The sequence below is a fragment of the Piscinibacter sp. PDB5-1 genome (assembly GCF_056676035.1).
Genome location: NZ_JBWVZL010000005.1, coordinates 389,159 through 415,902, shown reverse-complemented (window position 1 = coordinate 415,902; position 26,744 = coordinate 389,159). Strand labels below are relative to the sequence as shown.

General features: G+C 69.6%; 26 protein-coding genes. 16 read left to right on the top strand and 10 right to left on the bottom strand.

From position 1 onward, the window contains the following. Window positions 1-83 precede the first annotated feature (83 nt). Genes glnE through AC1KAT_RS20805 form a run of 3 tightly spaced genes read left to right on the top strand, consistent with a single transcriptional unit; the run spans window position 84 to window position 4,355 of the window. Window positions 84-2,864, top strand: coding sequence for a bifunctional [glutamate--ammonia ligase]-adenylyl-L-tyrosine phosphorylase/[glutamate--ammonia-ligase] adenylyltransferase (gene glnE, locus AC1KAT_RS20815; RefSeq protein ID WP_480328992.1), 2,781 nt, complete (start codon window positions 84-86; stop codon window positions 2,862-2,864). After that, window positions 2,861-3,469: a rhombosortase gene (gene rrtA / locus AC1KAT_RS20810; RefSeq protein ID WP_480328990.1), complete on the top strand. Its 609-nt coding sequence runs from the start codon at window positions 2,861-2,863 to the stop codon at window positions 3,467-3,469. The genes glnE and rrtA overlap by 4 nt, the downstream gene beginning before the upstream one ends. Beyond that, on the top strand, window positions 3,462-4,355 hold the full coding sequence (locus AC1KAT_RS20805) for a DMT family transporter (protein WP_480328988.1): 894 nt from the start codon (window positions 3,462-3,464) through the stop codon (window positions 4,353-4,355). The genes rrtA and AC1KAT_RS20805 overlap by 8 nt, the downstream gene beginning before the upstream one ends. A gap of 19 nt (window positions 4,356-4,374) precedes the next feature. On the opposite strand, the gene rfaE2 is transcribed toward AC1KAT_RS20805, so the two are convergent. Beyond that, window positions 4,375-4,848: a D-glycero-beta-D-manno-heptose 1-phosphate adenylyltransferase gene (gene rfaE2 / locus AC1KAT_RS20800; RefSeq protein ID WP_480328986.1), complete on the bottom strand. Its 474-nt coding sequence runs from the start codon at window positions 4,846-4,848 to the stop codon at window positions 4,375-4,377. Between the two features lie 83 nt (window positions 4,849-4,931). On the opposite strand from rfaE2, the gene AC1KAT_RS20795 reads away from it, so the two are divergent. After that, window positions 4,932-5,579, top strand: a complete 648-nt coding sequence (locus AC1KAT_RS20795; protein WP_480328984.1) for a glutathione S-transferase family protein — start codon at window positions 4,932-4,934, stop codon at window positions 5,577-5,579. Between the two features lie 77 nt (window positions 5,580-5,656). On the opposite strand, the gene AC1KAT_RS20790 is transcribed toward AC1KAT_RS20795, so the two are convergent. Beyond that, a complete protein-coding gene (locus tag AC1KAT_RS20790; RefSeq protein WP_480328982.1) occupies window positions 5,657-6,529 on the bottom strand; it encodes a ferritin family protein in 873 nt (290 codons plus the stop codon). A 242-nt stretch (window positions 6,530-6,771) separates the two neighbouring features. On the opposite strand from AC1KAT_RS20790, the gene AC1KAT_RS20785 reads away from it, so the two are divergent. From AC1KAT_RS20785 to AC1KAT_RS20740, 10 genes are all read left to right on the top strand, one after another. Beyond that, window positions 6,772-7,146 (top strand): hypothetical protein, encoded by a 375-nt coding sequence (locus AC1KAT_RS20785; protein WP_480328980.1) that lies wholly within the window; start codon window positions 6,772-6,774, stop codon window positions 7,144-7,146. After that, window positions 7,143-8,456, top strand: a complete 1,314-nt coding sequence (locus AC1KAT_RS20780; RefSeq protein WP_480328978.1) for an NAD(P)/FAD-dependent oxidoreductase — start codon at window positions 7,143-7,145, stop codon at window positions 8,454-8,456. Before AC1KAT_RS20785 ends, AC1KAT_RS20780 begins: the two co-directional genes overlap by 4 nt. A 92-nt stretch (window positions 8,457-8,548) precedes the next feature. Continuing rightward, window positions 8,549-9,313, top strand: coding sequence for a DUF1365 domain-containing protein (locus tag AC1KAT_RS20775; protein ID WP_480328976.1), 765 nt, complete (start codon window positions 8,549-8,551; stop codon window positions 9,311-9,313). Between the two features lie 17 nt (window positions 9,314-9,330). Continuing rightward, window positions 9,331-10,563, top strand: coding sequence for a class I SAM-dependent methyltransferase (locus AC1KAT_RS20770; RefSeq protein ID WP_480328974.1), 1,233 nt, complete (start codon window positions 9,331-9,333; stop codon window positions 10,561-10,563). A 4-nt stretch (window positions 10,564-10,567) separates the two neighbouring features. Further along, entirely contained in the window at window positions 10,568-11,122 is a 555-nt protein-coding gene (locus AC1KAT_RS20765; RefSeq protein WP_480328972.1) for a chalcone isomerase family protein, read from the top strand. Between the two features lie 22 nt (window positions 11,123-11,144). Further along, a complete protein-coding gene (locus tag AC1KAT_RS20760; RefSeq protein ID WP_480329220.1) occupies window positions 11,145-12,419 on the top strand; it encodes an MFS transporter in 1,275 nt (424 codons plus the stop codon). Then, window positions 12,416-12,946 (top strand): DUF3833 domain-containing protein, encoded by a 531-nt coding sequence (locus AC1KAT_RS20755; protein ID WP_480328970.1) that lies wholly within the window; start codon window positions 12,416-12,418, stop codon window positions 12,944-12,946. Before AC1KAT_RS20760 ends, AC1KAT_RS20755 begins: the two co-directional genes overlap by 4 nt. 1 nt (window position 12,947) lies before the next feature. After that, window positions 12,948-13,721: an SDR family NAD(P)-dependent oxidoreductase gene (locus AC1KAT_RS20750; protein ID WP_480328968.1), complete on the top strand. Its 774-nt coding sequence runs from the start codon at window positions 12,948-12,950 to the stop codon at window positions 13,719-13,721. Further along, window positions 13,718-14,161 carry a nuclear transport factor 2 family protein gene (locus AC1KAT_RS20745; RefSeq protein ID WP_480328966.1) on the top strand — a complete coding sequence of 148 codons (444 nt, stop codon included), beginning with the start codon at window positions 13,718-13,720 and terminating at the stop codon, window positions 14,159-14,161. The genes AC1KAT_RS20750 and AC1KAT_RS20745 overlap by 4 nt, the downstream gene beginning before the upstream one ends. Window positions 14,162-14,171: 10 nt before the next feature. Then, complete coding sequence (locus tag AC1KAT_RS20740) at window positions 14,172-15,125, top strand: NAD(P)/FAD-dependent oxidoreductase (protein ID WP_480328964.1); 954 nt, start codon at window positions 14,172-14,174, stop codon at window positions 15,123-15,125. Between the two features lie 581 nt (window positions 15,126-15,706). On the opposite strand, the gene AC1KAT_RS20735 is transcribed toward AC1KAT_RS20740, so the two are convergent. From AC1KAT_RS20735 to AC1KAT_RS20710, 6 genes are all read right to left on the bottom strand, one after another. Then, window positions 15,707-18,796, bottom strand: a complete 3,090-nt coding sequence (locus tag AC1KAT_RS20735) for a hypothetical protein (RefSeq protein WP_480328962.1) — start codon at window positions 18,794-18,796, stop codon at window positions 15,707-15,709. A 270-nt stretch (window positions 18,797-19,066) separates the two neighbouring features. After that, window positions 19,067-20,212 carry an MFS transporter gene (locus AC1KAT_RS20730; RefSeq protein ID WP_480328960.1) on the bottom strand — a complete coding sequence of 382 codons (1,146 nt, stop codon included), beginning with the start codon at window positions 20,210-20,212 and terminating at the stop codon, window positions 19,067-19,069. 25 nt (window positions 20,213-20,237) lie between these two features. Further along, window positions 20,238-21,200: a magnesium/cobalt transporter CorA gene (gene corA / locus AC1KAT_RS20725; RefSeq protein WP_480328958.1), complete on the bottom strand. Its 963-nt coding sequence runs from the start codon at window positions 21,198-21,200 to the stop codon at window positions 20,238-20,240. A gap of 239 nt (window positions 21,201-21,439) precedes the next feature. Next, window positions 21,440-22,936, bottom strand: coding sequence for an FAD-linked oxidase C-terminal domain-containing protein (locus AC1KAT_RS20720; protein WP_480328956.1), 1,497 nt, complete (start codon window positions 22,934-22,936; stop codon window positions 21,440-21,442). Further along, window positions 22,933-23,445, bottom strand: a complete 513-nt coding sequence (locus tag AC1KAT_RS20715) for an HD domain-containing protein (RefSeq protein WP_480328954.1) — start codon at window positions 23,443-23,445, stop codon at window positions 22,933-22,935. Before AC1KAT_RS20715 ends, AC1KAT_RS20720 begins: the two co-directional genes overlap by 4 nt. A gap of 68 nt (window positions 23,446-23,513) precedes the next feature. After that, window positions 23,514-23,972 carry a DCC1-like thiol-disulfide oxidoreductase family protein gene (locus AC1KAT_RS20710; RefSeq protein WP_480328952.1) on the bottom strand — a complete coding sequence of 153 codons (459 nt, stop codon included), beginning with the start codon at window positions 23,970-23,972 and terminating at the stop codon, window positions 23,514-23,516. 135 nt (window positions 23,973-24,107) lie between these two features. Here AC1KAT_RS20710 and AC1KAT_RS20705 point away from each other — a divergent pair, with 135 nt between their 5' ends. After that, window positions 24,108-24,431, top strand: coding sequence for a metalloregulator ArsR/SmtB family transcription factor (locus tag AC1KAT_RS20705; RefSeq protein ID WP_480328950.1), 324 nt, complete (start codon window positions 24,108-24,110; stop codon window positions 24,429-24,431). 21 nt (window positions 24,432-24,452) lie between these two features. Beyond that, the gene (ubiG, locus tag AC1KAT_RS20700; RefSeq protein WP_480328948.1) at window positions 24,453-25,250 is read left to right on the top strand and encodes a bifunctional 2-polyprenyl-6-hydroxyphenol methylase/3-demethylubiquinol 3-O-methyltransferase UbiG; all 798 of its coding nucleotides are present in this window, start codon (window positions 24,453-24,455) and stop codon (window positions 25,248-25,250) included. A 6-nt stretch (window positions 25,251-25,256) separates the two neighbouring features. On the opposite strand, the gene AC1KAT_RS20695 is transcribed toward ubiG, so the two are convergent. Then, the gene (locus AC1KAT_RS20695; protein ID WP_480328946.1) at window positions 25,257-26,054 is read right to left on the bottom strand and encodes an anti-sigma factor; all 798 of its coding nucleotides are present in this window, start codon (window positions 26,052-26,054) and stop codon (window positions 25,257-25,259) included. Then, entirely contained in the window at window positions 26,051-26,629 is a 579-nt protein-coding gene (locus AC1KAT_RS20690; RefSeq protein ID WP_480328944.1) for a sigma-70 family RNA polymerase sigma factor, read from the bottom strand. Before AC1KAT_RS20690 ends, AC1KAT_RS20695 begins: the two co-directional genes overlap by 4 nt. Between the last annotated feature and the right edge of the window lie 115 nt (window positions 26,630-26,744).

The following is a 26,744-nucleotide window of genomic DNA, read 5'->3' as shown; positions in this document are numbered from 1 at the left end:
TTGTGCGGCAGAATCCGGCCGCATCGCAAGGCTGGCATGGGGTTCAGCCGAAGCGAACGCCCCACCGACCCACGCGTCAACCCATGGATTCTGAATCCGCCTCCGCCGGCGCGCAGCCCCTGTCCACACCTGTGCCCCTGGCCGGCCCGGCGCGTGCCGACCACAGCCGCTTCGTGCAGCGCGTGCGCCGCCGCTTCGACACCGAACGCGCCCTGCTGCCGGCCGGCCTGCCGCGCCGTGAACGCATCGAAGCCCTGATCGACGCCCTGCAAGCCGGCGGCCGCGGCCTCGCCAGCAGCCTGCGGGTGGCGCGCCAACTCGTGCTCGAACGCCTGGCCGTGCTCGACATCGAAGAGGGCGCGGCGATGGAAGACATCACGCTGGCGATGACCGAGCTGGCCGAGACCACGCTCGACCGCGCCGTCAAGCAGGCCTTCATCGACCACGACGCGCGCTACGGCGCCCCGCTCAACGAGGCCGGCCAGCGCATCGACTTCTGGGTCGTCGGCATGGGCAAGCTGGGCGGACGCGAGCTGAACGTGTCGTCCGACATCGACCTCATCTACGTCTACGAAGACGACGGCCAGACCGCCGGCCCGGAGGTCATCAGCGCGCATGAATACTTCTCGCACGTGGTGCGCACCCTGTACGCGCTGATCGGCGACACCACCGACGACGGCTTCGTCTTCCGTGTCGATCTGGCGCTGCGGCCCAACGGCAACTCCGGCCCGCCGGTCGTGAGCCTGGCCATGCTGGAGGAGTACTTCCTCGTGCAAGGCCGCGAGTGGGAGCGTTTCGCCTGGCTCAAGAGCCGCGTGGTCGCCCCGCGCGAAAGCGTCACCAGCGGCCGCGCGCTCGCACTGCGCTCGACCGTGACCTCGTTCGTCTACCGCCGCTACCTCGACTACGGCGTGTTCGAAGGGCTGCGCCAGCTGCACCGCAAGGTGCGCGACGAAGCCCAGCGCCGCGCCGCCGGCCGCCCCGAACGCGCCAACGACGTGAAGCTGTCGCGCGGCGGCATCCGCGAGATCGAGTTCATCGTGCAGTTGCTGATGGTCGTGCGCGGCGGGCAGTTTCCCGAGATCCGCACGCGGTCCACGCTGAAGGCCCTGAGCAAACTCGCCGCCAGCGGGCTGATGAAACCTGCCAGCGCCGAGCGACTGGCCGAGGCCTACACCTTCTTGCGGCGCGTCGAGCACCGCATCCAGTTTCTCGACGACCAGCAGACGCACCTGCTGCCCACGGTCGATGCCGACCTGGCATGGATCGCCCGCAGCATGGGCCTCACCTGCAAAGAAGAAGCCTGCGAACTGCTCGAAGGCCTGTGCGAGACGCGCGAGTTTGTCGCGATGGAGTTCGACTCGCTGCTGCACGAGGGCCAGTCGCCGCGCCCGGCGACCTCGGGCGGTTGCAAGACCTGCGGCGCACCGCCCCAGCCGGTGGACAGCGAGGCCTTCCTCGAAGAACTGCCCGGCCTGCTGGGCGAGCGCGTGCGCCGCTGGTGCGAGCACCCGCGCATCCGCCTGCTGCGCGACGAGAGCAAGCTGCGCCTGGCGCGCTTGATTCAGCGTGCCGCGCGGGGCGTCGAGAGCGGCGAGTGTTCGCTCGAAGCCGCCACGCGCTTCGTGGACTGGCTGGAGCCACTGATGCGCCGCGAGAGCTACCTCGCGCTGCTGGTCGAACGCCCCGAGGTGCAGAACCGCCTGCTGCGCCTGCTGGGCCTGGCCAAGTGGCCGGCGCAGTTCTTGATGCGCCACCCGGGCGTCATCGACGAGCTGGCCGATGCCCGCCTGCTGCACAGCCGCTTCGACCGCGAGGGCTACATCGGCGACCTCGACGCGCGCCACGAAGCCTGGGAGCGCGCCGGCCAGGCCGACGAAGAATCGCTGCTCGACACGCTGCGCCGCGCGCACCACGCCGAGGTCTTCCGCACCCTGGTGCGCGACGTCGAAGGCCACATCACGGTCGAGCAGGTCGCCGACGACCTCTCGGCGCTGGCCGACGCCACGCTGCAATGCGCGATCGACTGGGCCTGGATGCACCTGAAGCTGCGCCACCGCGACGCGCCGCGCTTCGCCGTCATCGCCTACGGCAAGCTCGGCGGCAAAGAGCTGGGCTACGGCAGCGACCTCGACCTGGTCTTCCTGTACGACGACAGCGACGAGGCCGACCCGTACAAGGCGCCCGAGGTCTACGCCGCCTTCGTGCGCAAGCTGATCGGCTGGCTGACCATGCGCACGGCCGCCGGCGAGCTGTTCGACATCGACACCGCACTGCGCCCCAACGGCAACTCGGGCCTGCTGGTGACGTCGATGGCCTCGTTCGAGAACTATCAAAAGGGCCGTGGCAGCAACACCGCGTGGACCTGGGAGCACCAGGCCGTCACACGCGCGCGCTTCTGCGCCGGCGACCCCACGCTCGCCCCGCGCTTCGAAGCCGTGCGCCGCAGCGTGCTGTCCGCCGAACGCGACCTCGCCGCGCTGCGCAACGAGATCACCACGATGCGCGAGCGCGTCCGCGGCGCCCACCCGGCGCCCGCGCAGCTGTTCGACGTGAAGCACAGCCCCGGCGGCATGATGGACGCCGAGTTCGCCGTGCAATGCCTCGTGCTCGCGCACAGCGCGCATCACCCCGAGCTGCTCGACAACGTCGGCAACATCGCGCTCTTGCAGCGCGCCGAAGCCTGCGGTCTGCTGAGCGCCGGTGTGGGCCACGCGGCGGCCGACGCCTACCGCGAGCTGCGCCGTGCCCAGCACAGGGCGCGCCTCGACGAACGCCCCACGCAATTCGACCCCGACGAGATGGCCCAGCACCGCGACGCCGTGCTGGCGGTGTGGCGCGAGGTGTTTCCATCGGCCGCTTGATCGCGCGGCCCGGCGCGGCCTGGATCGCGCTGGCGGCACTGCTGGGGCTGGGCTCGCTGATGGCCTTGGCGCTGCCCGACCCGGCCCTCGACTGGCAACCCACGCGCGCACTGGCCGAGCCGTGGCGCGCCTGGAGCGCGGCCTTCGTCCACCTGAGCTTCGGCCACCTCGCGGCCAACCTGCTGGGGCTGGGGCTGGTGGCCGCGCTGGGGGCCCGCAGCGCGGCGCCGGGGCGGCTGGCCCTCGCGTGGTTCGTCGCGTGGCCGCTCACGCACATCGCGCTCGCGTGGCAGCCGGCGCTGCAGCACTACGGCGGACTGTCGGGCGTGCTGCACGCCGGCGTGGCGGCCATCGCGGTGCACCTGCTGGTGCGTGGCTCGCGCCGCGACCGCTGGCTCGGCGCCGCGGTGCTCGGTGTGATGGCGTTCAAGCTGCTGCTCGAAACGCCGTGGCGCGGGGCGGTACAACACGCCGCCGGCTGGGACATCGGCATCGCGCCCTTCGCGCACGTCACCGGCAGCGTGGCCGGGGCGCTGTGCGCGGCCGGCGCCTGCTGGCTCGCGCCGACATCGGCTGCCTCATCGAAGGGCACCCCGCATGTCTGAACGCCGCACGCACCTCGACACGCTGGCGGTGGTCTCGCTCGTCGTGTGCAGCGCCCTGTGGGGGCTGAACCAGTCGGCGGTGAAGGCCATCCTCGGCGAGGTGCCACCGCTGGTGCAGGCGGCGTGGCGATCGCTCGGCGGCGTGCTGCTGGTGCTGGCCTGGGCCGCGTGGCGGCGCATCCCTCTGTTCGAGCGCGACGGCACGCTCGCCGCCGGCCTGCTGGCCGGTGCGCTGTTCGCGGCCGAGTTCGCCTGCATATTCCTCGGGCTGCGCTTCACCAGCGCCTCGCGGATGATCGTCTTCATCTACCTCGCGCCCTTCGTCGTGGCGGCCGGCATGCACTTCATCGCCCGCGCCGAGCGCCTCGGCGCGCCGCAACTCGCCGGGCTCGTGATCGCCTTCGCCGGCGTGGCCGTCGCCTTCGGCGAAGGCTTCACGCAGCCGGCACTTGGGCCGTCGCAATGGGTCGGCGACGCGCTCGGCGTGCTGGCCGCCGTGCTGTGGGCGGCGACCACGCTGACCATCCGCGCCACGCGGCTGGCGACGGCCGCGCCCGAGAAGACGCTGGCCTACCAGCTCGGTGTGTCGGGCGTGCTGCTGGTGGCGGGCTCGCTGGCGCACGGCGATGTGTGGTCGGCGCACCTGTCCGCGCTGGCCTGGGGCTCGCTCGCCTTCCAGACGGTGGTCGTCGTGTTCGCGAGCTACCTGGTGTGGTTCTGGCTGATCCGCCATTACCCGGCGACGCGCCTGTCGGCGTTCACGCTGCTGACACCGGTGTTCGGCCTGCTGGCCGGCGTGTGGCTGCTCGACGAACCGGTGAGCCTGCGGCTGCTGCTCGCGCTGGCCGGCGTGGTGGCCGGCATCGCGCTCGTGAATCGGCGTTGAGCAACGCCGGGCGCAGCGCTCAGCCGCGGATGCGCTGCACCAGCGCCGTCGTCGAGAAGCCTTCGACGAACGGGATCGCCAGCGCTTCGCCGCCCCAGCTGCGCACGAGGCGGGTCTCTTCGAGCGTTTCCATGTCGTAGTCGCCGCCCTTGACGTAGAGGTCGGCGCGCACGCGCTTCAGCAGTTCGCAGGGCGTGCGCTCGTCGAACAAGGTCACGAGGCTCACGCTCTCGAGCGCGGCCAGCACGCAGGCGCGGTCGGTTTCGGCGTTGAGCGGCCGGTCGGGGCCCTTACCGAGCAGGCGCGCCGACGCATCGCTATTGAGCCCGATCACCAGGCTCGCGCCCTTCGCGCGCGCCTCGGCAAGGTAGGTCACGTGGCCGCGGTGCAGGATGTCGAACACCCCGTTGGTGAACACCAGCGGACGCGGCAGGGCGGCCAGGCGCGCGTCGAGCTGCGCGGCGCTGCAGAGCTTGTCGAGGAAGGAAACCATGCGCGGATTGTCGCGCGCGTGCCTGCGCGCACGCGGCCCGGGTCTTTAGACTCGTGGCCTCTTCTGCTTCTGCCAAGCCATCCATGATCACGCTGTGCGGCTCGACCATCTCGAATTACCACAACAAGGTGAAGCTCGCCCTGCTCGAAAAAGGCGTGCCCTTCACCGAAGAACGTGTGGACACCGGCCGCACCGACGAAGAGGTGCTGTGCGCATCGCCGCTGGGAAAGATCCCGTTCATCCGCACGCCGCAGGGCACGCTGTGCGAAAGCCAGACCATCGTCGAATACATCGAGGCGGCTTTTCCCGAACCCGCGCTGCTGCCGCGCGACCCGTGGCAAGCCGCCAAGGTGCGCGAGCTGACCACCTTCCTCGAGCTGCACCTCGAACTGGTCGCGCGCGAGCTGTACGGGGCCGCCTTTTTCGGCGGCAGCATCAGCGAAGGCAACGCGGCGCGCGTGCGCAAGCTGCTTGAGAAAAACATCGCCGGCTTCAAGCGGCTGGCGAAGTTCGCGCCCTTCGTGGCCGGCGGCACCTTCACGCAGGCCGATTGCGCGGCCTGGGTCCACCTGCCGCTGGTCGTGCGCGCAACCACCGCGATCTACCAGGAAGACCTGCTCGCCAACGCCGGCATCGACGTCAAGGCCTACACGCAGTTCCTCGGCACGCGCCCATCGGTGCAGAAGGTGCTGGCCGACCGCAAGGCCGACAACGCGCGCAAGGCCGGCTGACCGACAGCAGCCACCGGACAGACGAAAAAAAGCCCGCTCGAAGCGGGCTTTTTTTGCTGCGTGTCGGGCGGACCCGGTCAGGCCGGCGCCGCGCCCGGCTGCTGCCGCTTGGCGGCGGCGGCCACCGCAGCGGCCACCTCCTTGCGGTAGCGGTTCAGCTCTTGCACGCTGGCAAAGCTGCGTTCCATCAGCAGGCTCAGGTTGTGCAGGATGCGATCGACGACCTTGTTTTCCCAGACCGAGTCGAACTGGATCTGCTTGTCCAGCCATTGCTCCAGCCACTCGGGGTTGGGCAGGCGGCTCTGGATGGTGTCGCGCGGGAAGAGCTTCTCGTTCACGTGCAGGTTGGTCGGGTGCAGCGCCTGCGCGGTGCGGCGGGCACTGGCCATCAGCACGCCGACCTTGGTGAAGGCCGCCTTGGCCTCGTCGCCGAACTTCTGCATCGCACGCTTCATGTAGCGCAGGTAAGCGCCGCCGTGGCGCGCCTCGTCGCGCGCGAGGGTTTCGTAGATCGCCTTGATCACCGGCTCGGAGTGCCACTCGGACGCACGGCGGTACCAGTGGTTCAGGCGGATCTCACCGCAGAAGTGGAGCATCAGGGTTTCGAGCGCCGGGGCCGGGTCGAACTCGAAGCGCACCTCGTGCAGCTCTTGTTCGGTGGGCACCAGGTCGGGGCGGAAGCGGCGCAGGTACTCCATCAGGACCAGCGAGTGCTTCTGCTCTTCGAAGAACCACACGCTCATGAAGGCCGAGAAATCGCTGTCGTCGCGGTTGTCACGCAAGAACATCTCGGTGGCCGGCAGCGCCGCCCACTCGGTGATGGCGTTCATCTTGATGGTCTGCGCTTGCTCTTCGGTGAGCTTGCTGGCGTCGAACTTGTCCCAGGGGATGTCCTTGTCCATGTTCCAACGCACAGCTTCGAGCTGCTTGAAGAGTTCGGGATACAGCATGGTGTTGTCTCGTGTTAAGCCCGCGAATTCTAGTCGGCGGGGGGTGCCCGCAGTCTTTCAAAGGCGTGACAAGTCAGACGCGGCACAGGGCCGGGGGTTCCCCGCCGGCGCACCGTGCATCCAGACAGCGGCATGGGCCGTAGAGATATCCGGCCAGGCCAGATAAAAACTTGTTGATGCACAAATGAACTGCTTGGTATATATTTCAACTCATCGGTTCAAACCCTCCTCCGGAGACGCCCATGCCAGCAACATTTCTTGACGCGCCGCTTGCGGAACTCGGCACGGAGCGGGGTGTCAGAGTTGAGGCGTCGGTTGCTGGCTTGTCCTTCCTCAAGGCAGGGTCGGGTCTTGTTGGCGACGATCTCCAGGCTTACCTTGACGAGGAACACAACGGCGCCGAGGGCGCCACCCTGCTGAACCCAGTTCACCCCTTTTTCACGCTGCACAGCCTTTCGGCCTCGCCGATTGAAATCCCGGAGCGGTTCTCCTCCTCCCTCCTCCCTCCCTCCTTCGCTTCGGGGCGCTGTTCAGCGGTCTTTCTTGCACGGGACGCCTCCCTCACCGGGGGTGTCCCGTTTTCATTGGCGACGGGCTGCGCCGAGGTGGTGGCATGAAGCGCGTCGCCGTCATCGGCTCGGGCATCTCGGGCCTGGCCACCGCCTACCGCCTGGCCGAGCAGGCGCAGGTGACGCTGTTCGAGGCGGGCGCCTATTTCGGCGGACACACGAACACCGTCGATGTGACGCTCGAAGGTGTGACGCATGGCGTGGACACGGGCTTCCTGGTCTACAACGAGCGCACCTACCCGAACCTGATCGCGCTGTTTGCCGAGTTGGGCGTGCAGACCTCGGCCACCGACATGTCGTTCTCGGTGCAGTCCGACGGGCTCGAATGGAGCGGCTCGGACCTCAACACCGTCTTCGCGCAGCGCCGCAACCTCTTGCGGCCGCGCTTCTACCGCATGCTGCGCGACGTGCTGCGTTTCAACACGCTGGCCACGGCCATCGCCGAGCGCGGTGAAGAGTCCCAGTTGCAGCAGCCCATCGGCGACTTCCTGGCCGCGCAGGGTTTCTCTGACGAGTTCCGCGACTGGTACTTCCTGCCGATGATCGGCTGCATCTGGTCGTGCCCGACCGACCAGATGCTGCGCTTCCCGATCGCCACGATGATCCGCTTCTGCCACAACCACGGGTTGATCCAGGTGAGCCAGCGGCCGCGCTGGTTCACGGTGGTCGGCGGCGCGCGCCACTACGTGCAGAAGATGCTGCCGCGCATCGCCGACGCGCGCCTCAACACGCCGGTGCGCCAGGTGCGGCGCATTCCGCCAGCCAGCGCACGCGACGGCGGCCACGGCGGCGTGCTGGTCAGCACCGACGTCGGCACCGAACGCTTCGACGAGGTCGTGATGGCCTGCCACAGCGACCAGTCGCTCGCGCTGCTGGTCGATGCCACCGAGGCCGAACGCGCCGTGCTGGGCGCCATCCGCTACCACCCGAACCGCGCGGTGCTGCACACCGACGCCTCGTTGATGCCGCGCCGCAAACTGGCCTGGGCGGCGTGGAACTACGAACGCGCGCCCGAGGTATCGCGCGAGCAATCGGCCGTGTGCCTGCACTACTGGCTGAACCGCCTGCAGCCGCTGCCCTTTCGCACGCCAGTCGTCGTGTCGCTCAACCCGACCCGCGCGCCGCGGCCCGAGACGGTGCTGCGAGAGATCGACTACGCGCACCCGGTGTTCGACCTCGCCGCCATCGACGCGCAGCGGCGCGTGCCCTCGATCCAGGGCGTCGCCCACACCTGGTTCGCCGGGGCGTGGACGCGCTACGGCTTCCACGAAGACGGCTTGATGTCGGCGCTGGCCGTGGTGGACGGGCTTCGTGCCCACTGGGCCGCCGCGCCACCTGCAGATCGGCGGGCGGCATGAGCACGCGGGCCGAGCACCGGGCCGCTCCCAAGCCGACCCGCATCCCCCCGGGGGATCGTCCGACGTCCCCGTCGGGCGAGGGGCCCACTCCCTTGATCGGCATCGGCGAGGTGCGGCACACGCGCTTGCGCCCGGCGCGCCACGGCTTTCGCTACGGCACCTACTTCCTGATGCTGCCGATGCGCTCGCTGCGCGCCTCGCCCAGTGACGCCCTGCCGCGCAACCGCTTCGGCCTCGTGAGCTTCTTCGACCGCGACCACGGCGAGGGTTGTGACGACGCGCTGGCCTGGGTCGAAGGCCTGTTGACACAAGAAGGCATCACCGACGCCGACGGCGAGGTCTGGCTGCACTGCTACCCGCGCGTGCTGGGCCACACCTTCAAGCCGGTGAGCTTCTGGTACTGCCACCGGGCCGACAACTCGCTCGCGGCCATCGTGGTCGAGGTCAACAACACCTTCGGCGAACGCCACTGCTACCTGCTGCGCGGCCCCGAGCTGGCCTTCGGCCGCGAGCTGACGGCGGCGAAGGTCTTCCACGTGTCGCCCTTCTGCGCCATCGAGGGCGGCTACCGCTTTCGCTTCATGCGCACCGACGTGCATCCGGCCGGCACCTCGCCGCGTAGAGAACAAGCACGCACGGTCGCGCGGGTGGACCACGACGACCGCGACGGCCCGCTGATCCAGACCAGCGTCTCGGGCCGCCTGCAGCCGATCACCCGCGCAAGCTTGCGCAGCGCCTTCTTCGGCATGCCGCTGATGACGGTCTTCGTCGTCGCACGCATCCACTGGCAGGCGCTGAAGTTGTGGCGCAAGCGGGTGCCGTTCTTCCGCAAGCCCCAGCCGCCGACCACCCGCTGACTTCATCTCGACGCGCCATGACACCGAACACCACCGCCCCGTTCTCTGCCCCGTCCACTGCCTTCACGCTGCCGCCCTCCGCGCCAGCCGCCGCGCGCGCGGTGCTGAGGCTGATGACCCGCATCCGCCACGGCAGCCTGGACATCCAGCTGCCCGACGGCTCGCACCTGCACGTGGGCACCGAAGACGGCCTGCGCGCCTCGATCCGCCTGCGCAACTGGAACGTCTGCGCGGCCGCGATGAAGTCCGGCGACATCGGCTTTGCCGAGACCTTCATCGCCGGCGACTGGAGCACGCGTGACCTGCCGACGCTGCTGAAGCTCTTCATCGCCAACCGCGACGAGATCGAGTCGGTGGTCTACGGCACCTGGTGGGGCTCGCTGCTGTACCGCGCCAAGCACCTGTTCAACCGCAACTCGCGCAGCGGCAGCAAGAAGAACATCCACGCGCACTACGACCTGGGCAACGACTTCTACCGCCTGTGGCTCGACCCGACGATGAACTATTCGAGCGCCTGGTTCGAGGGCGACACCGGCCAGGAAATGGAACACGCGCAATGGGCCAAGGTGCGCCGCGCGCTCAGCGAATGCGGCGTGAAGGCCGGCGACCGCGTGCTCGAAATCGGCTGCGGCTGGGGCGCGCTGGCCGAGTGCGCGGCGCGCGACTTCGGCGCCCACGTCACGGGCGTCACGCTGTCGAGCGAACAGCTGCAATGGGGCCAAGAGCGCTTGCAGCGCCAGGGCCTGCAGGCAGACCTGCGCTTCCAGGATTACCGCGACATTGCCGACGGCCCCTTCGACGCCATCGCGTCCATCGAGATGTTCGAAGCCGTGGGCCGCGAATACTGGCCGAGCTTCTTCGAGACGCTGAACCGGCAGCTGAAGCCAGGCGGCCGCGCGTGCATCCAGAGCATCACGATCCGCGACGACCTGTTCGAGCGCTACGTCAAATCGACCGATTTCATCCAGCAGTACATCTTCCCGGGCGGCCTGCTGCCGAGCCCCAGCGCCTTCCGCGAGGCGGCGGCGAAGGCCGGGCTGAAGGTGGTGAACGAACTCTCGTTCGGCACCGACTACGCCGAGACGCTGCGCCGTTGGCGCGAGCGCTTCTTGTCGCAAGACGCGCAGGTGCGCCAGCTCGGCTTCGACACCCGCTTCATGCGCATCTGGGAGTTCTACCTCGCGTACTGCGAGGCCGCGTTCGCCACCGGCAACACCGGTGTCATGCAGTTCACGCTGCAAAAGGCCTGACCCCATGGCCCCCGGCGTCACGCGTCGATCGGTGCTGCTGGCTGCGGCCGGCGGCGCTGCGGCCACCGTGCATGCGCAAGCGGCGGTGCCGCCCGAGGTGGCTGCGGCCCTGGCCGAGGCCCGCCTGCAAGGCAGCGGCCGGCTGCGCTTTCTGGGCCTGTCGATCTACGACGCGCGCCTGTGGACCACGGCCGCGTTCAGCGCCGGGCAGTTCGCGCAGCATCCGTTCGCGCTCGAGCTGCAGTACCAGCGCACGCTGGTCGGCCGGCTGATCGCCGAACGCTCGCTCGAAGAGATGCGCAAGGTCGGCGCGCCGACGGAAGCACAAGCCGAACGCTGGCTGGCCGCGATGGCGCAGGCCTTTCCCGACGTGAAAGCCGGAGACCGCATCACCGGCCTGCACCGCGATGGCACGGCGCGCTTCTTCTTCAACGGCCAGCCGCGCGGCGAGTCGCTGGCCGCCTTGCGCGAGCCCGAGTTCGCGCGGCTCTTCTTCGGCATCTGGCTGTCGCCCCAGACCTCGGAGCCCGGCCTGCGCCGCGCGCTGCTGGGCGCCTGAGCCACCGCATCTCATGCACACGATGACCGCCACCGCCCCTTCGCTGCGACCCGCCTCGCGCTGGCGCAGCGGGCTGAGCTATGGCGCGCTGGGCCTGCCGCTGGCTTTCGTCGCCTTGCCGCTGTACGTGGTGCTGCCGCAGCTCTACGCGAGCCTCGGCGTGCCGCTCGCGCTGCTGGGCACGGTGCTGCTGCTCGCGCGCCTGCTCGACGCCATCGCCGACCCGTGGATCGGCCGCTTCGCCGATGGCTGGCTCGCGCACTCGGCCGCCCGTGCGTGGGGCGCGCTGGCGCTCGCGGCCGCCGTGCTCGCGCTGGGGTTCACCGGCCTCTTCAGCGCACCGGCGGGTTGGACGCGCGATGGCCTCGTCGCCTGGTGTGCCGGCTGGCTGGCCGTGACCTACCTCGCCTACAGCGTGGTCAGCGTCGTGCACCAGGCCTGGGGTGCGCGGCTCGGCGGCGATGCGCTCGTCCGCACCCGCATCGTCGCGTGGCGCGAGGGGCTGGCGCTCGTCGGCGTGCTGGTGGCCAGCGTGTTGCCGGCGCTGGCCGGGCTGCCGGTGACGGTGGCGGCGTTCGCGGCCGTCCTCGCCGTCGCGGTGCTGATGCTGCGCGCCGCGCCACATGCGCGCCTCGCGGTGCGATTGCCGCCGGTGCCGATGGGCCTGCCCTTCGCGCAACCGGCGTTTCGACGGCTCTTGCTCGTGTACCTCGTCAACGGCACGGCCAGCGCGGTGCCGGCGACGCTGGTGCTGTTTTTCATTCGCGATCGCCTGCAGGCACCGCAGTTCGAACCGCTCTTTCTCGCCAGCTACTTTGCAGCGGGCGCGCTGTCGATGCCGCTGTGGCTGCGCGCGGTGGCGCGTTTCGGCCTGGTGCCCACCTGGGCGGTCGGCATGGGCCTGAGCGTCGCGGTGTTCGTGTGGGCGGCGGCGCTGGGCGCGGGCGATGTGGCCGGCTACACGGCCGTGTGCGTGCTGAGCGGCATCGCCCTCGGCGCCGACCTGAGCGTGCCGCCCGCGCTGCTGGCCGGCGTGATTCAGCGTGCGGGCCACGGCGAGCGCGCCGAGGGCGCGTACTTCGGCTGGTGGAACTTCGCCACCAAGCTCAATCTTGCGCTCGCCGCCGGCGTGGCGCTGCCGCTCTTGCAGGCGCTGGGTTACGCACCCGGCAGCCGCAGCGAGCCGGCCCTGCAGGCGCTCACCGTCGCCTACTGCCTGGTGCCCTGCGTATTGAAGCTCACCGCCGCCGCCTTGTTGTGGCGCTTGCGTTTGTCTGACCTCGAAAGCCCGCGATGAACCCCTTGAAGACCCTGCTGGCCGCCAGCACGCTGGCCCTGGCCGCCTGCGCCTCGGCCCCGACCCCGGCCGACTACGCCAAAGAGACCCCGGTGCTCGACCTGCGCAGCTACTTCAACGGCACGGTGATGGCGCATGGCCTCTTCACCGACCGCTCGGGGCGCGTGGTGCGTCGCTTCACGGTCGAGATGAAATGCACCTGGACCGGCGACGAGGGCGTGCTCGACGAAGCCTTCAGCTACAGCGACGGCACAAAAGAGCGTCGCGTGTGGCGCCTGAAGAAGCTGCCCAACGGCCAGTACACCGGCACCGCGGGCGACGTGGTCGGTGAAGCGCGCGGCCAGGCCGCCGGCAACGCCTTTCAATGGAAATACACGCTGCGCCTGCCGGTCGATGGCAAGACCTACGACGTGCAGTTCGACGACTGGATGTTCCTGATGGACGAACGCGTGATGCTCAACCGCGCGGTGATGAGCAAGTTCGGCGTGCGCCTCGGCGAAGTCACGCTGTCGTTCCACAAGGTCTGAGATGTCACTCAACCCGCGACTGCAAGTCTGGACCGGCCAGGTCGTCTGGCTCATCGGAGCCTCGACCGGCATCGGCCGCGCCACCGCGCACGCGCTGCACCTGCGTGGCGCGCGGGTGGTGGTGTCGGCACGCAGCGAACCCGCGCTGCGCGAGTTCGAGGTGCAGCACCCCGGCAGCCTCGGCCTCGTGGCCGACGCGACCGAGCGCGACACGCTGGCCGCCGCCGCGACCGAGGTGCTCGCGCGGCACGGCCGCATCGACGTGGTCGTCTATTGCGCCGGCTACTACCAGTCGATGCGCGCGACCGAGTTCAAGCTCGCCACCGCCTTGCGCCACCAGCACGTCAACTACGTGGGCGCGCTGAACTGCCTCGACGTGGTGCTGCCTGTGCTGACCCGCCAGGGCCACGGCCACCTGAGCCTGGTGGCCAGCGTGGCGGGCTACCGCGGCCTGCCCAACGCGCTGGGCTACGGGCCGACCAAGGCCGCGCTGATCAATCTGGCGCAGACGCTGTACCTCGACCTGCACCCGCTGGGCCTGGGCGTGTCGGTCATCAACCCCGGTTTCGTGGAAACTCCGCTCACCGCGCAGAACGAGTTCCAGATGCCCGCACTGATCACCCCCGAAGAAGCCGCCGACGAGATCTTGAAAGGCTGGGCAGCCGGCCGCTTCGAGATGCATTTTCCGAAGCGCTTCACGCTGTGGCTGAAGGCGTTGAGCCACGTCGGCGACGCGTTCTACTTCAAGGCCATCCGCCGCGCGACCGGGCTATGAGCGTGCCCCGCTGTGACGACGCGCGCGTGGCGCGGCTCGTGGCGTGGTTCGAGCAGCTCACCCCCGCATCGCTGGCGCAGCTCGGCGACTTCTACGCCGCCGAGGCGCTGTTCAAAGACCCGTTCAACGAGGTGCGCGGCGTGCCCGCCGTGCAGCAGGTCTTCGCGCACATGTTCGCCTCGCTGCACGAGCCGCGCTTCGTGGTGCGCGACATCGTCGTGCAAGGCGACCAGTGCCTGCTGACCTGGGACTTTCTCTTTCGCTTCAAGCGCTTCAGCAACGCCCCGCAAACCGTGCGCGGCGCGAGCCACCTGCGCTTCGACGCGCAGGGCCGCATCGCCCTGCACCGCGACTACTGGGACGCGGCCGAAGAGCTGTACGAGAAGCTGCCGGGGGTCGGCGCGCTGATGCGCTGGCTCAAGCGCCGGGCCAACGCATGAGCACGCGCCGATGAGCGTCATCGCCCAGATCGCCATCGTCGGCGGCGGTGTTGCCGGCCTCACCCTCGCGGCCGAACTGCACGCCGCCGGCCGCACGGTGCGCGTGTTCGAAGCCGCGCCGGAGGCCGGCGGCCGTTGCGCCACGCTGCGCAACGCAGCCGGCAGCTTCGACCACGGCGCGCCGGTCTTCACCGCCGCCAGCGGCCGCTTTCGCCCGCAGGTGCAGCGCTGGCAAGACGAAGCCTGGGTGCAGCCCGCCAGCGACACGCACTTCATCGCGCGCCCCGCCATGGCCGAGTTGCCGGCGCGGCTGGCCCAGGGCGTGGACGTGAGCTGCGGCGCGGCCGTGGCAGCGCTCACCCGCGCGTCCGACCGTTGGCAACTGCGCCTGGCCGACGGCCGCGCACTCGGTGGTTTCGACGCCGTGCTGCTGGCCCTGCCCCCGCGCCAGGCCTTGCCGCTGCTGCCCGCCGACCCGGCCCTGGCCGAGCGCCTGCGCTCGGTGATGAGCGAACCGATGTGGACCGTGAGCGCCGCGTGGCCCGCGGCCTTGCCGACACCGCACGACCGCGTGCCCGGCCCCGACCCGCTCGGCCCGCTGGGCCAGGCCTTGCGCATGGACCGCCGCCCCGGCCGCCCCCGCGTCGGCGGCATCGCCTGCCGCTGGGTCTTGCAGGCCACCCCGGCCTGGAGCGCCCACAACCTCGACGTGCCGCCCGCGCAAATCACACAACACCTGCTCGGTGCCTTCGCCCGCGCGCTCGGCGTGTCACTCGCGCGCCCGGTGCACGCCAGCGCGCAGCTGTGGCGAGAAGCGCGGGTGCCGCAGCCCTTGGCCGAACCCTGCGCCTGGCATGCCGAACTGCGCCTTGGCGCCTGCGGCGATGCATGGTCGGCGAGAGAAGGCGCCGAAGGCGTGGAGCGCGCGTGGCTGAGTGCACAGGCCTTGGCCGCATGCGTATGAACGAGGCGTGAAGCCGCAAAGAACGGAGCGCAGCGACGTTCCAGCGTCACCCCAACTTGGGGGCAAGGGGCAAAGCCCCCTCCGCATTCAACCCAGCGCGAAGCGCCTGACCCCGGCCCCGTAGAGGCGTCGAGAAGCGCAGGGCTTGAGGGCGGCGCGCAGCGCGCTTCCACCTCTGACTTCGCCGACTGTTCGACTCGCAGTGACCGAAGGGAACGGAGGGAGTTGTCGGCGACTCGCCCTCAAGGCCGAGCATCGCAGAGCAGTCCCGCGCAGCGGGACCGCCGGCCCCGGGGCCGTTTCTTTGCCCACTTTCTTTCTGAAAGAAAGTGGGTGCGCTGCCGGGCGCACATCCCGGCGCCGACTTCCGTGCGGGGAAGAACGAACCCACAGCCCCCCCCAACGCACAAGGACTCAGACCCCCCAGCCCGAACGGGATGGGCAGCGGACGGTCGGCCGCAGGTCGAACGGGGTCGGTGTCCCATAAAACGAAAAACCCCGAGGCGCCTTTCAGCACCCCGGGGTTCCACAACCCAAGCCGGCCGGCTCCACCAAGCCGGACCGACTCAAGCCGTCAACGATCAGTCGCGGTCGAACGTGCCGTTCGCGTCACGGTCCACACCGAAGCGCGTGCCGTTGCCGACCGGCGCACAGGTGAAGGTGATGGCCGCACCATCGGCCGCAGCCGAATCGAGCAGCCCTTGCAGCGTCACGGCAGCTTCCGCACGCCGATTCGGCACAAAGCTGCGCGACGAGTTCATCACCCAGCCACGCGACACGTTGCCGATCACGCCCTTGGCCACCAGCTCGCACTCACGGCGCGGCGAAGTCACCAGCGCGCGCGCCACCAGCAGGTCGAGGCGGGCTCGCACAGCGGTGTTCGACGCGTTGGTCGGCGTCACCGTGACCTGCTGGCCGACGATGTTGGCCATCTCGGTCGGCACCGACATCATCAGCCGGTCGAGCTGCTGCTGCTGCGCCACCGACAGCTGGAAGGCCGCCGACGCGAAGAAGGTGTCGAGGTTGCCGAACTGGCCACTGTTTTCGAAGCCGAAGCCGCGAATCTGGTTGCCCATGGCCGGGTTGCCCGTGGCCACGCTGTTGGTCGCGAACATGCCGACCTTCTGATACATGTTGCGCAGGCCGGCGATCTTGAAGTTCTCGGCCACGTTGTTGCCTTCGACCGCCATCGTGCCATCGGTGCCGAAGCGACCGGCGGCCGGGTTCAGCGTGTGGCAGTCGTTGCAGGTGCTCAGGCCGTCCACACGCGAGTTGTAGACGGTCATGCCCGCCGACTGGTCGGCCGTGAGGCTGCCGTCGAGGTTGCCCACCGGGTTGGGCGGGAACACGAGCTTCAGCGCGAACCTGGCGAACGAGTCCATTTCAGACGCCGTCAGCTCCGAACCCCGGCCAAGCAGTTCGACGAAGGCGCCGTTGAACTCCTTGAAGGCCGCGTCTTCGAGCGTCTGGCCCGAAGTGCGGTTGTTGCCGCGCTTGTCACCGCGCCAGTGCAGCGGGCCCTGGCCACGCATGCCGCGCAGGGTTTGCGTCGTCATCGGCCCCTTCAGCGGGTGGAAGCTGGCGGTGCGACCGAAGTTCGGCGCTTCCGGGCTGTAGGCGTTGGTGTTTTGCACCGCGGCGCCATCGGGGTTGCCGAGGTCCCACGCGAGGTGGTCCATGTCACCGAAGATGTGGCAGCCCGCGCACGACGAATCGCCCCGGCTGGACGTGCGCAGCGCGTCGTACAGGAAGGGGCGGCCGTTGACCACTTCGGCCGGCTCGGGGTTGAACATGCGCACATGCGCCACTTCGCTCAGCGTGCCCGAGGTGTTGACCACCGAGATGCCGTTGTCCAGGCGCGTCAGCACATAGGCCAGGTTGCGCGAGGGGTTGAGCACGACACCCGTCGGGCCCCCGCCGGTCAGGTTGACCTGGTTGGCGGCGGCCAGCGTGAAGGTGTTGGCTTCGAGCTGCGTGGTGCTCAGGCGCGCGAGGCGGTTCGAGCCCATGGCGGTGACGAACAGGTTCGCACCGTCGGGCGAGACGGCCATCTCCAGCGGCTGGGCCAGGGCCAGGGCGCGCTCGGCGGCGGTGCCCGTGGCCTGGTTGTAGCTGGTGATGTGCTTGTTCAGGTGGCGCGGGGTGACGGTCGTGCCGTTGATCACCGTGATGCGGCTTTCAACGAAGCGACCTTTCACGGTCGAGCCCCGGGTGCCCGAACCTTCGAAACGCACGACGTTGCGCGCTTCCTGGTTGCTGACGTAGACGCGGCCCGAGGTCGGGTTCACGACCACGTTGAAGAGCGTGGTGCCGACGCCCGAGACCTGGGCGACCACACGCGGCGTGGTGCCGGTGGTGTCGATGGTGAAGACGTCGAGGTCGGGCAGGTCGAGCTTGACGCGGCTGTTCCAGGTGCGCGGCTGCGTGCCGGTGATGGGGTCACCCGCATCGACCCAGTTGCCGGCAGCGTTCTTCTGCACGATCAGCGGCGTTTGCGGTGCGGTCACACCGGCGGCCGAGGTGGTGGGCGGCGGCTTGTTCGGAATGCCGCCATCGGGGATGTCGGCCTTCAGCACGGTGGTCTTGTTGCCCGAGTTGAAGACGGCGGCGTAGACGCGTGTGCCGTCGGCGTTGCGGCCCAGGCCGCGCAGCGTGTCGCCGAACATGTTCAGGCGCGTGACGGGCGTGCCCCCGAGGTTGGTGCCCGGGTTGGCGGCGTCGAACACCCACACGTCGGCGCGGCCGATGCCGGGCGTCGTGAGCTGCGGGTCGAAGCCGGCGTTCTGGCCGCGATGCGCGGCGGTGACGAACGCCCACTTGTTGCCGGTGCCGGCGAACACGATGTCGCGCGGCTCGTCACCCGTGAAGAGCGTGTTGACCACGCGGGCCGGCGAGCGCGAGACATCGACGATGCTGATGCTGTCGGACAGGTGGTTGACCACCCACAGGTTGCCGTTGGGGGCCAGCGCGAGGGCGACCGGCTCCAGGCCGACCGGGATCGACTCGACCAGCGTCGGCGTGCTGCCCGACACGTTGTAGACCTCGACGCGGTTGTCCGGCGTGTTGACCGCGTAGAGGCGGTTGCCGTCGGCCGACAGCGCGAGCGGGCGCACCTGGCCGCTCTCGAAGGTGGCGAACTCGCCGATGGCCGGCACGGCGGCGTTGGTCGGCGGCGGGTTGGTCGTGCCCGTGGTGCCGGTCAGCGTCACGTTGGTTACCGTGTAGGTGTCGCCGGTGCTGTTGGCGTTGATGCGGAAGCGCAACCGCACGCTGGCCTGGTTGGCCGCGCTGGTGGGCAGGGCGATGGTGACGGGCGCGCTGGCCGTCACGCGGGTGCTTTCGAGCGCCGTGAAGGCGCCGCCGTTGACCGAGACCTCGGCGATGCCGGCTTCGGTGGTGCTCAGGCCACCGGCCGTGACGCGGGTGAAGCTCAGGCTCAGGCCCGAGTAGCCGACCGTGCTGATGGCCGCCGACGTGACGGAGCCATCGGTCGAAACCAGGCTGCCGCGCATCACGACGCCGGTGGCGCCGGTGGTCACGCCGCCCGCTGAAGTGAAGGTGCCCAGGCCCGCCGTGAACGGCTGCTGGAGCAGGGTGGTGGTCGTCTGCGCCAGCACGGGCATGGCGCCGAGCGCCAAGCCGAGGCCAGCGGCGACGGCGCGTGTTTTCACGCGCGCCCATCCGCTAGATATGAAAAGCATGTGGTGTCTCCTCCGCGCTGTGAGCAGCGCGTGTGTTGCTTGTGGGGGTGGACTCGGCGACCCACCGGTGAAGGCAGCCCGCCATGCCCCAAGGCCGAAAGAACCTCAGGGCGCGCGATGATTCGCCCTAGGGCAAACCCTGTCCAGCCACGTTTCCCCGCAACGTCTCGGCACAAGACAAACGCCGGTTTTGTCGATCTACTTCGCCCGAAAGCAAGTGATGACGCGCCTCTGCGAATTTCAACCCGCAGCGCGCATGCCGCGCCAGGCCACCGCCACCACGCTGATGGCCAGCAAGGCCAGCCACGCCGCCTGGCCGACCACCCCCAGCGTGTCGAACATCACCCCGCTGACCGCCGGCCCCAGCGCCCCGCCGGCGGTGTAAGCGGTGATCACGGCGGCCGCCCCGGCCACGGCCGACGACTGCGCAAACTCGTGCGCCACTCGCGTCATCGTCAGCGTGTAAAGCGCGCCACCCACCGCCCCCCACAGAAACGCGCTGACCCAGGTCAGCGGCACGAACCGCTGCGCCCCCGCGAACAACAGCGAGGCCATGACCAGCACCACCCCCACCGTGAAAAACACCGGCCGCGGCGACACGTGGTCGGCAATCCACCCGCTCGGGTACTGCACCGCGAAGCTGCCCACGCCCAGCACGCCCGCGATCGAGGCCGCAGCCGCGAGCGACAGGCCGGCACCGGCCGCATGGGCCGTGGTCACCGAACCCAGCCCGGCCTCGAACACCCCGCCCGCGAAGGCCAGCCACACCAGGCCCGGCACGCGCCGCACGGCGGCGATCAGGCCCAGCGCCGGGGCGCCCTCGCGCGAGGCGCGCATGCGGCTGACCGAAGGCGCACAGGCCAGCACCAGCGCGAGCAGCAGGCAACCCACGGCCACCAGCGTCAGCGCGCGCGGCGACAGCGGCAGCAGCCCAGGCAGGAAAGGGCCGAGCGCGAGTGCGCCGCCCAGCACGGTCTGGTACAGGCCCATCACGCGGCCGCGCCGGTCGGGCGGTGCGTTGTGCGCAAGCAGGGCTTCGGTGCCGTTCCACGCCGCCGCCGCGCCCACCCCGGCGAGCGCCGAGAACAGGCACCACCATCCGTAGTGCTCGGTGCTGGCATAACCCAGCGTGGCGACGGCTTCGAGCGCCAGCCCGAAACGGAAGGCCCGCGCGACCCCCAGCCGCGCAAAGATCGCCGGCATCAGCGGCACCATCACCGCGATGCTCAGGAAGGACAGCATCGCGAAGAAGCCGATGGCCGAGTTCGACGCGCCCTGCGCCTGCAGGCGCACGGCCAGCACGGGGTTGAGCATCGAAAACGCCAGCACCACCAGCGTCGAGGCCCCGGCCACGCGCAGCAGCGCGCGCTGGACGGTGTCGGTCATGCGGGACGGGGGCGCCGGGCGGTGGCTACTTGAGCCACCCCTTGCGGTGGAAGTACCAGAACGGCGTGGCAATGCTCAGCGCCATCAGCGCCAGCGCCACCGGGTAGCCGAACGACCAGTCGAGCTCGGGCATCGCGCGGAAGTTCATGCCGTAGATGCTCGCGATCAGCGTCGGCGGCAGCATGGCCACGCTGGCCACCGAGAAGATCTTGATGATCTTGTTCTGGTTGATGTTGATGAAGCCGACCGTGGCGTCCATCAGGAAGTTGATCTTGTCGAACAGGAAGGCCGTGTGCGAGTCGAGCGAGTCGATGTCGCGCAAGATTTGCCGCGCCTCTTCGAACTGCTCGGCGTTGAGCATGCGGCTGCGCATCATGAAGCTGACCGCACGGCGCGTGTCCATCACATTGCGGCGGATGCGGCCGTTCAAGTCTTCCTCGCGCGCGATGGCCGCCAGCGCCTGGCCGGCGGCCTGGTCGTTGACTTCTTCCTTCAGCACGCGGGCGCTGACTTTTTCGAGGCTGTCGTAGATGCCCTCGAGCGCATCGGCGCTGTACTCGGCGTCGGCGTCGTAGAGCTTGAGCAGCACGTCTTTCGCGTCGTCGATCAGCGCCGGGATGCGCCGCGCCCGCAGGCGCAGCAGGCGGAACACCGGCAGGTCTTCGCCGTGGATCGAGAACAGCACGTTGTTGTAGAGGATGAACGCGACGCGCACGTTGCGCGGCGTCTCGCCGTCGTCGATCAAGAAGTCCGAGCGGATGTGCAACTCGCCGTTGTCTTCTTCGTAGAAGCGGGCCGACTCTTCGAGGTCGTCATCGACGATGTCGTCGGGGATCGTGAGGCCGTAGCGCTGCGCGATCCAGCCCTTTTCTTCGGGCGTGGGCGACTCCAGGTCCACCCAGACCGGGTTCAGGTCGGTGAGGGCTTCGACGCTTTCGATCTCTTCCTGAAACAGCCGGCCACTGGCCAGCGTGAACACGTTCAGCATGCAAAACGCTCCGACGAGCTCGGCAGGCGTCGCGCGCTGCCGAAAGGGGCCTGGGGATCAACGGGGGTTGCGGGGAAAACCGTCTCACTCCAGGCACAGGCGTCAACGAAGGCGACGCGGGTCGGAGCGGACGGTCACCGAGGGTGACTGCTGTCCAAGACACACTCCAAGGGGATCGAAGCGGCGGATTGTGCCGCAAGCCGCGTGACGCTCGGGGCCTGCCGCGCGCTCAGAGACCCTCAGAAGCGCGGCAGCTCCGCAAAGGCCCGCACGACCCCGCGCTTGACGTGCTCGCGGCCGTATTCGGCGCAGCGGTGCAGGGTCGGAATCACCTTGCCGGGGTTCAGCGTGCCCCCCGGGTCGAAGGCCCTCTTGAGCGCCACCATCTGCTCGCGTTCGGCGTCGCTGAACTGCACGCACATCGACGAGAGCTTCTCGACGCCCACACCGTGTTCGCCGGTCACCGTGCCGCCCATCGCGACGCTGGTCTCCAGGATGTCGGCGCCGAACAGCTCGCAGCGGCGCAGCTGGTCGGGGTCGTTCGCGTCGTACAGGATCAGCGGGTGCAGGTTGCCGTCGCCCGCATGGAAGACGTTCGCACAGCGCAGGCCGTATTTCTTCTCCATCTCGGCGATGGCGAGCAGGATGTCGGCCAGCCGCTTGCGCGGGATGGTCGAGTCCATGCACATGTAGTCGGGGCTGATGCGGCCGCTGGCCGGAAAGGCGTTCTTGCGCCCGCTCCAGAAGCGCACGCGCTGCGCCTCGTCGCGGCTCACCTCGACGCGCGAGGCGCCGGCGCCCACCAGCACCTCGGTCATGCGAGCGATTTCTTCGGCCACCTCTTCGGGCGTGCCGTCGCTTTCGCACAGCAAGATGGCTTCGGCACCGAGGTCATAGCCCGCGTGCACGAAGTCTTCGACGGCCGCGGTCATGGGCTTGTCGAGCATCTCAAGACCCGCCGGGATGATGCCGGCCGCGATGACCGCCGCGACCGCATCGCCGGCTTTTCGGATGTCGTCGAAGCTCGCCATGATGCAGCGCGCAAGTTGCGGCTGGGGCACCAGCTTGACCGTCACTTCGGTGACCACGGCCAGCATGCCTTCGCTGCCAACCACCACCGACAGCAGGCCGAGCCCGGCCACGTCGAGCGCTTCGCTGCCGAACTCCACCGGCTCGCCATCGGCCAGAAAACCGCGCACGCGCAGCACGTTGTGCAGCGTCAGGCCGTACTTGAGGCAATGCACGCCGCCGGAGTTCTCGGCCACGTTGCCGCCGATGGTGCAGGCGATCTGGCTCGACGGGTCGGGCGCGTAGTACAGCCCGTGCGGCGCCGCCGCCTCGCTGATGGCCAGGTTGCGCACGCCGCACTGCACGGTGGCCGTGCGCGCCAGCGGGTCGAGCGCCACGATGCGGTTGAACTTCGCCAGGCTCAGCGTCACCCCCAGCGCGTGCGGCAAGGCCCCGCCGCTCAGGCCCGTGCCAGCGCCCCGCGCGACCACCGGCACCTGCATCGCGTGGCAGGTGCGCAGCACGGCGGCCACCTGCGCTTCGGTCTCGGGCAACACCACCACCAGGGGCTGCTCGCGGTAGGCGGTGAGCCCATCGCATTCATACGGGATGGTCTCTTCGCGGTGCCACAGCAGGGCGTGCGCCGGCACGAGCGGCGTGAGCGCGGCCACGACCTCGGCGCGGCGGGTGCGGCGCGCTTCGGGGGTCGCGAGCGGGTCAGTGTTCATGGGGCGGGCCCTGCCGGGCCGTCGCCCGTCAACAGGCGATCCAGCTCGCCCCACAGCGCATCGCACTGCCCGGGGCGAAACGCCGCGGCGCGAAAGCTTGGGTGCTCGTCGCGGTAGAGCTGCCAGAGCCGCCGTTCGCCATCGGCCACGCAGGCGCGCACGTTGGCGAGGCGGTCGGCCGCCTTGACGCACAGGGCCAGTTCTTCGTCGCCTGTGACCTGCGCGAGCTTGGCGTAGGTCAGCGCCTTGCGCTCTTTGCGGTTGGCACCCGGCGCATCGGTCAGCAGGGCGACGCAGCGGGCGACGCGCGGGCCGAACTCGGCCTCGATCTGCGCCAGCGTGACGGGCGTGTCTTCGGCGGTGTCGTGCAGGTAGGCAACGACCACGGCCTCGTCGCCATACGGCGCGGCGATCGCCGCCACGGCGTCGAGGTGGTGTGCGTACGGGTGGGTGCCGTAGCGCTGGTCGGCATGGGCCGCGAGGGCGAACTGGCGGGCAGCTGCTTTCATGGGCGGGGTGCGGGCGCGAAAGCCTCGCGTTCATTCACCAGGATTCGCGCATCGTAGCGATGCGGGGGTCAGCCCTTGGCCGCCGAAGCCTCGCGCGCGGCGGCCTGGGCGGCCGCGCGCCCCAGGTTGTCGATGTAGCGGATGCCCAGCAGCTTGAGCACCAGGTTGCGGAAGGCCTTGCCCAGCGGGTAGAAAACCCGCGCACCGAGCCGCGTGCCGAAGAAGAGAAAGCTCACGCGGTTGAACCAGCCCGTGCGCGTGCTGAGCAAGCTGAGCATGTGGATCGCATCGGCGCCGTAGTAGGTGACGCCCTTCCACTTGAGCACCATGCCCTGGTCGATGTCGAGCCCGGCGGCGGTGATCTCGTCCATCAACGGGCCGGGATGGCGCGCGTCCACCAAGTGCAAGGTGCCCACGGCCTCGCGCAGGCGCACGACCTGGCAGTAGTTGCGGCACAGCGGGCATTCGTCGTCGTAGACCAGCCAGACGTCGTCGGGCGGGGTGGGGGCCACAGGGGTTTTCTTCATGGTGCGAACCTCGGCATAAAAGCATCGAGCGGGGTGCCGATCGGGTGCTGTGCAGCGACGAGCTGCCGTGATACTCTACACACCAATTAGCTAATTAGCAAAATACTTAACCAACATTTCGTGAACTGGCCACCCATGGATTCCGACAACGTCTTCGCCGCGCTCGCCTCGACGCCGCGCCGAAAAATCCTCGCCTACCTGTCCGAAGCCTCGCTCACCGCCGGCGAGATCGCCGAGCGTTTCGAGATGACCAAGCCCTCGCTCTCGAAGCACCTGAAGATCCTCGAGAACGCCGGCCTCGTGAAGAGCGAGAAGCGCGGCCAGTTCGTGCACTACAGCCTCGCGCACGACAACCTGATGGGCGTGCTGCACAAGCACCTGGCGAGCTTCTGCCCGGTCGGTGGCCCGCTCAAGAAAGAAAGCGCCGCGCTCGCCAAGGCCCGCCGCACCACTCGCTGATCGCACGCTGAAAGGAACGCCATGCCTGCCCTGATCGACAACGCCATCTACGACCGCCTGCACACCGAGTGGTGGGGCGACGATTCGTTCATGGCGCTGCTGCGCACCGCGATCAACCCGGCGCGCTTTGCTTACTTCCGCGAGGCGCTGGTGCAGCGGTTGGGCCGCGCGCCGCAAGGCCTGCAGGTGCTCGACGTGGGCTGCGGCGGCGGCCTGTTGTCGGAGCGATTCGCGCAGTTGGGCTGCCAGGTGACCGGCCTCGACCGGTCGCCCACGCCGCTGATGGCGGCCCGCGAGCATGCACGCGCCACCGGCCTGTCGATCGACTACCGCCAGGGTGACGCGCAGACGCTGCCCTTCGCCGACGCGAGCTTCGACGTCGTGTGCTGCTGCGACGTGCTGGAGCACGTGGACGACGTGGACCGCGTCGTCGCCGAGATCGCCCGCGTGCTCAAGCCGGGTGGCGTGTTCTTCTTCGACACCATCAACCGCACGTGGCTGAGCCACCTGCTCGCGATCAAGCTCGCGCAGGACTGGGCACCGACGCGTTTCATTCCGCGCGACGTGCACGTGTGGCACCAGTTCATCCGCCCGCAAGAGTTGCGCGACAGCTTCGCGCGCCAGGGCCTGGTCGCGCCCGAGTTCAAGGGCCTGGCCCCGACGGGCAACCCGTTGAAGGCGCTGGCGGCGTTCGTGCGGCTGCGGCTGGGCCGCATCAGCTTCGCGCAGTTCGGCGACGCGGTCGTGCTGGGCCCGAGCCGTCAGCTCGGCGTGTCGTACATGGGCTTTGCGCGCAAAGGCGCCGCAAGCCCCGGTTGAGGCAGTTCAGCGCGGCGCGCTGGCCGGCCGGGGCGCCTTCCACAGCTTGCCGCACAGGCCACGGTAGACGAAGGGGCCGCCAGGGGCCGCGGGCGGCGTGCCGTCGACTTCGACCGAGACGGCCAATTCGACGGCGGTGTTGAACAACTGCTCGGCCGGTTGCGGCAAGGCCACATGCACGAACGCACCGCTGGGGGCCGCGCCGATGGGGCGCACGATGCCGGTGGCGTCGATTGTCCAGATGAACAGGGTCTGGCCGGCGGCCAGCGAGAGCGGCTGCAGCTGCTTCAGGTCGAGCACGCGGCCATGGCGCTGGCTGGAGATGATCATGCCGGTCTGGCCCGCGCGGTTGGCCAGCACGCCGACGTAGCTCTCGGGCAACTGGGTCTCGCCGACCAGGCCCGGGGCGCTGCCGGGGGGCTGTTGCACGAGCGTGGGCAGCAGGCCCAGCAGCAGCCCGAAGGCCAGCGCGCCGGCCGGGATGGGCGCGAAGAGCTTGCGCCACCACGGCGCGTGGTCGGCGTCGGGACGGCGACGCTCGCTCGCCTGCGAGGCGGCCTCGGGCTGGGCGCCACCGAAGGCGCGTTGTTCGATGCGATGCCACAGATCGGTGCTGGGCTCGACGGGCGGCACGCGCTGCGCCATTGGCTGCAGGCGCACGTCCCACTGCGCGGCCTGCCGGGCGATGGCCGGGTGCAGGCGCATCACGGCCTCGAAGCGGCGACGGGCACGGCCCTGCAGGGTACCGAGCGCGTAGCCGGCGGCGAGTCGGTCGATGACGGCGGGCGAGCGGTACCAGTTCATGCCGGCTCTCCCATGCAGTCTTTCAGCCGCAACAGGCTGCGCCGCACCCAGGCCTTGATGGTGCCCAGGGGCCGCGCCAGCCGCTCGGCCAGTTCGGCATGCGTGAGGCCTTCGTAGTAGGCCAGCATGACCGCGAGGCGCGGCTCGGCGTCGAGCTGGCCGATGCAGTCGCCCAGGCGGTCATCGGCCTGCGCGGCCATCAGGCGTTCGACGGGCGTGGCGCTCTCGTCGGCGATGTCGTGCTGGTGCTCTTCACCGTCGTCGCCGGTCCAGTGCAGCGGCACTTCGGGCTTGGCCTTGCGCATCTGGTCGATGGCGCGGTTGCGCACCATCGAGGTCAGCCAGGCCATCGGGTGCGAGTGCACCGCCGGGTACTGGCCGGCGCGCGACCACACGGTGACGAAGACTTCCTGCAACACGTCTTCGGCCGCGCCAGTGTCGTGAAGCATGCGCTGCGCCACGGCCAGCAGGCGGCTCGCGGTGCGTTCGTACAACTCGCGCAGTGCGGCCCGGTCTTGCAGGGCGATGCGGCTGAGCAGGTGGTTCAACGCGGACAGGTCCGGGGCCGGGGTCATCGTCGGTGCGGCGGTGGCGAAGCGGGCAAGCGGCCAGTTTAGGCGCGGCGCGCGCCCGTGCGCCCGGGCCACGGCGGGTCTGGTGCAGGCGGGGCAAGGCGTGGTGGGGGTCGGA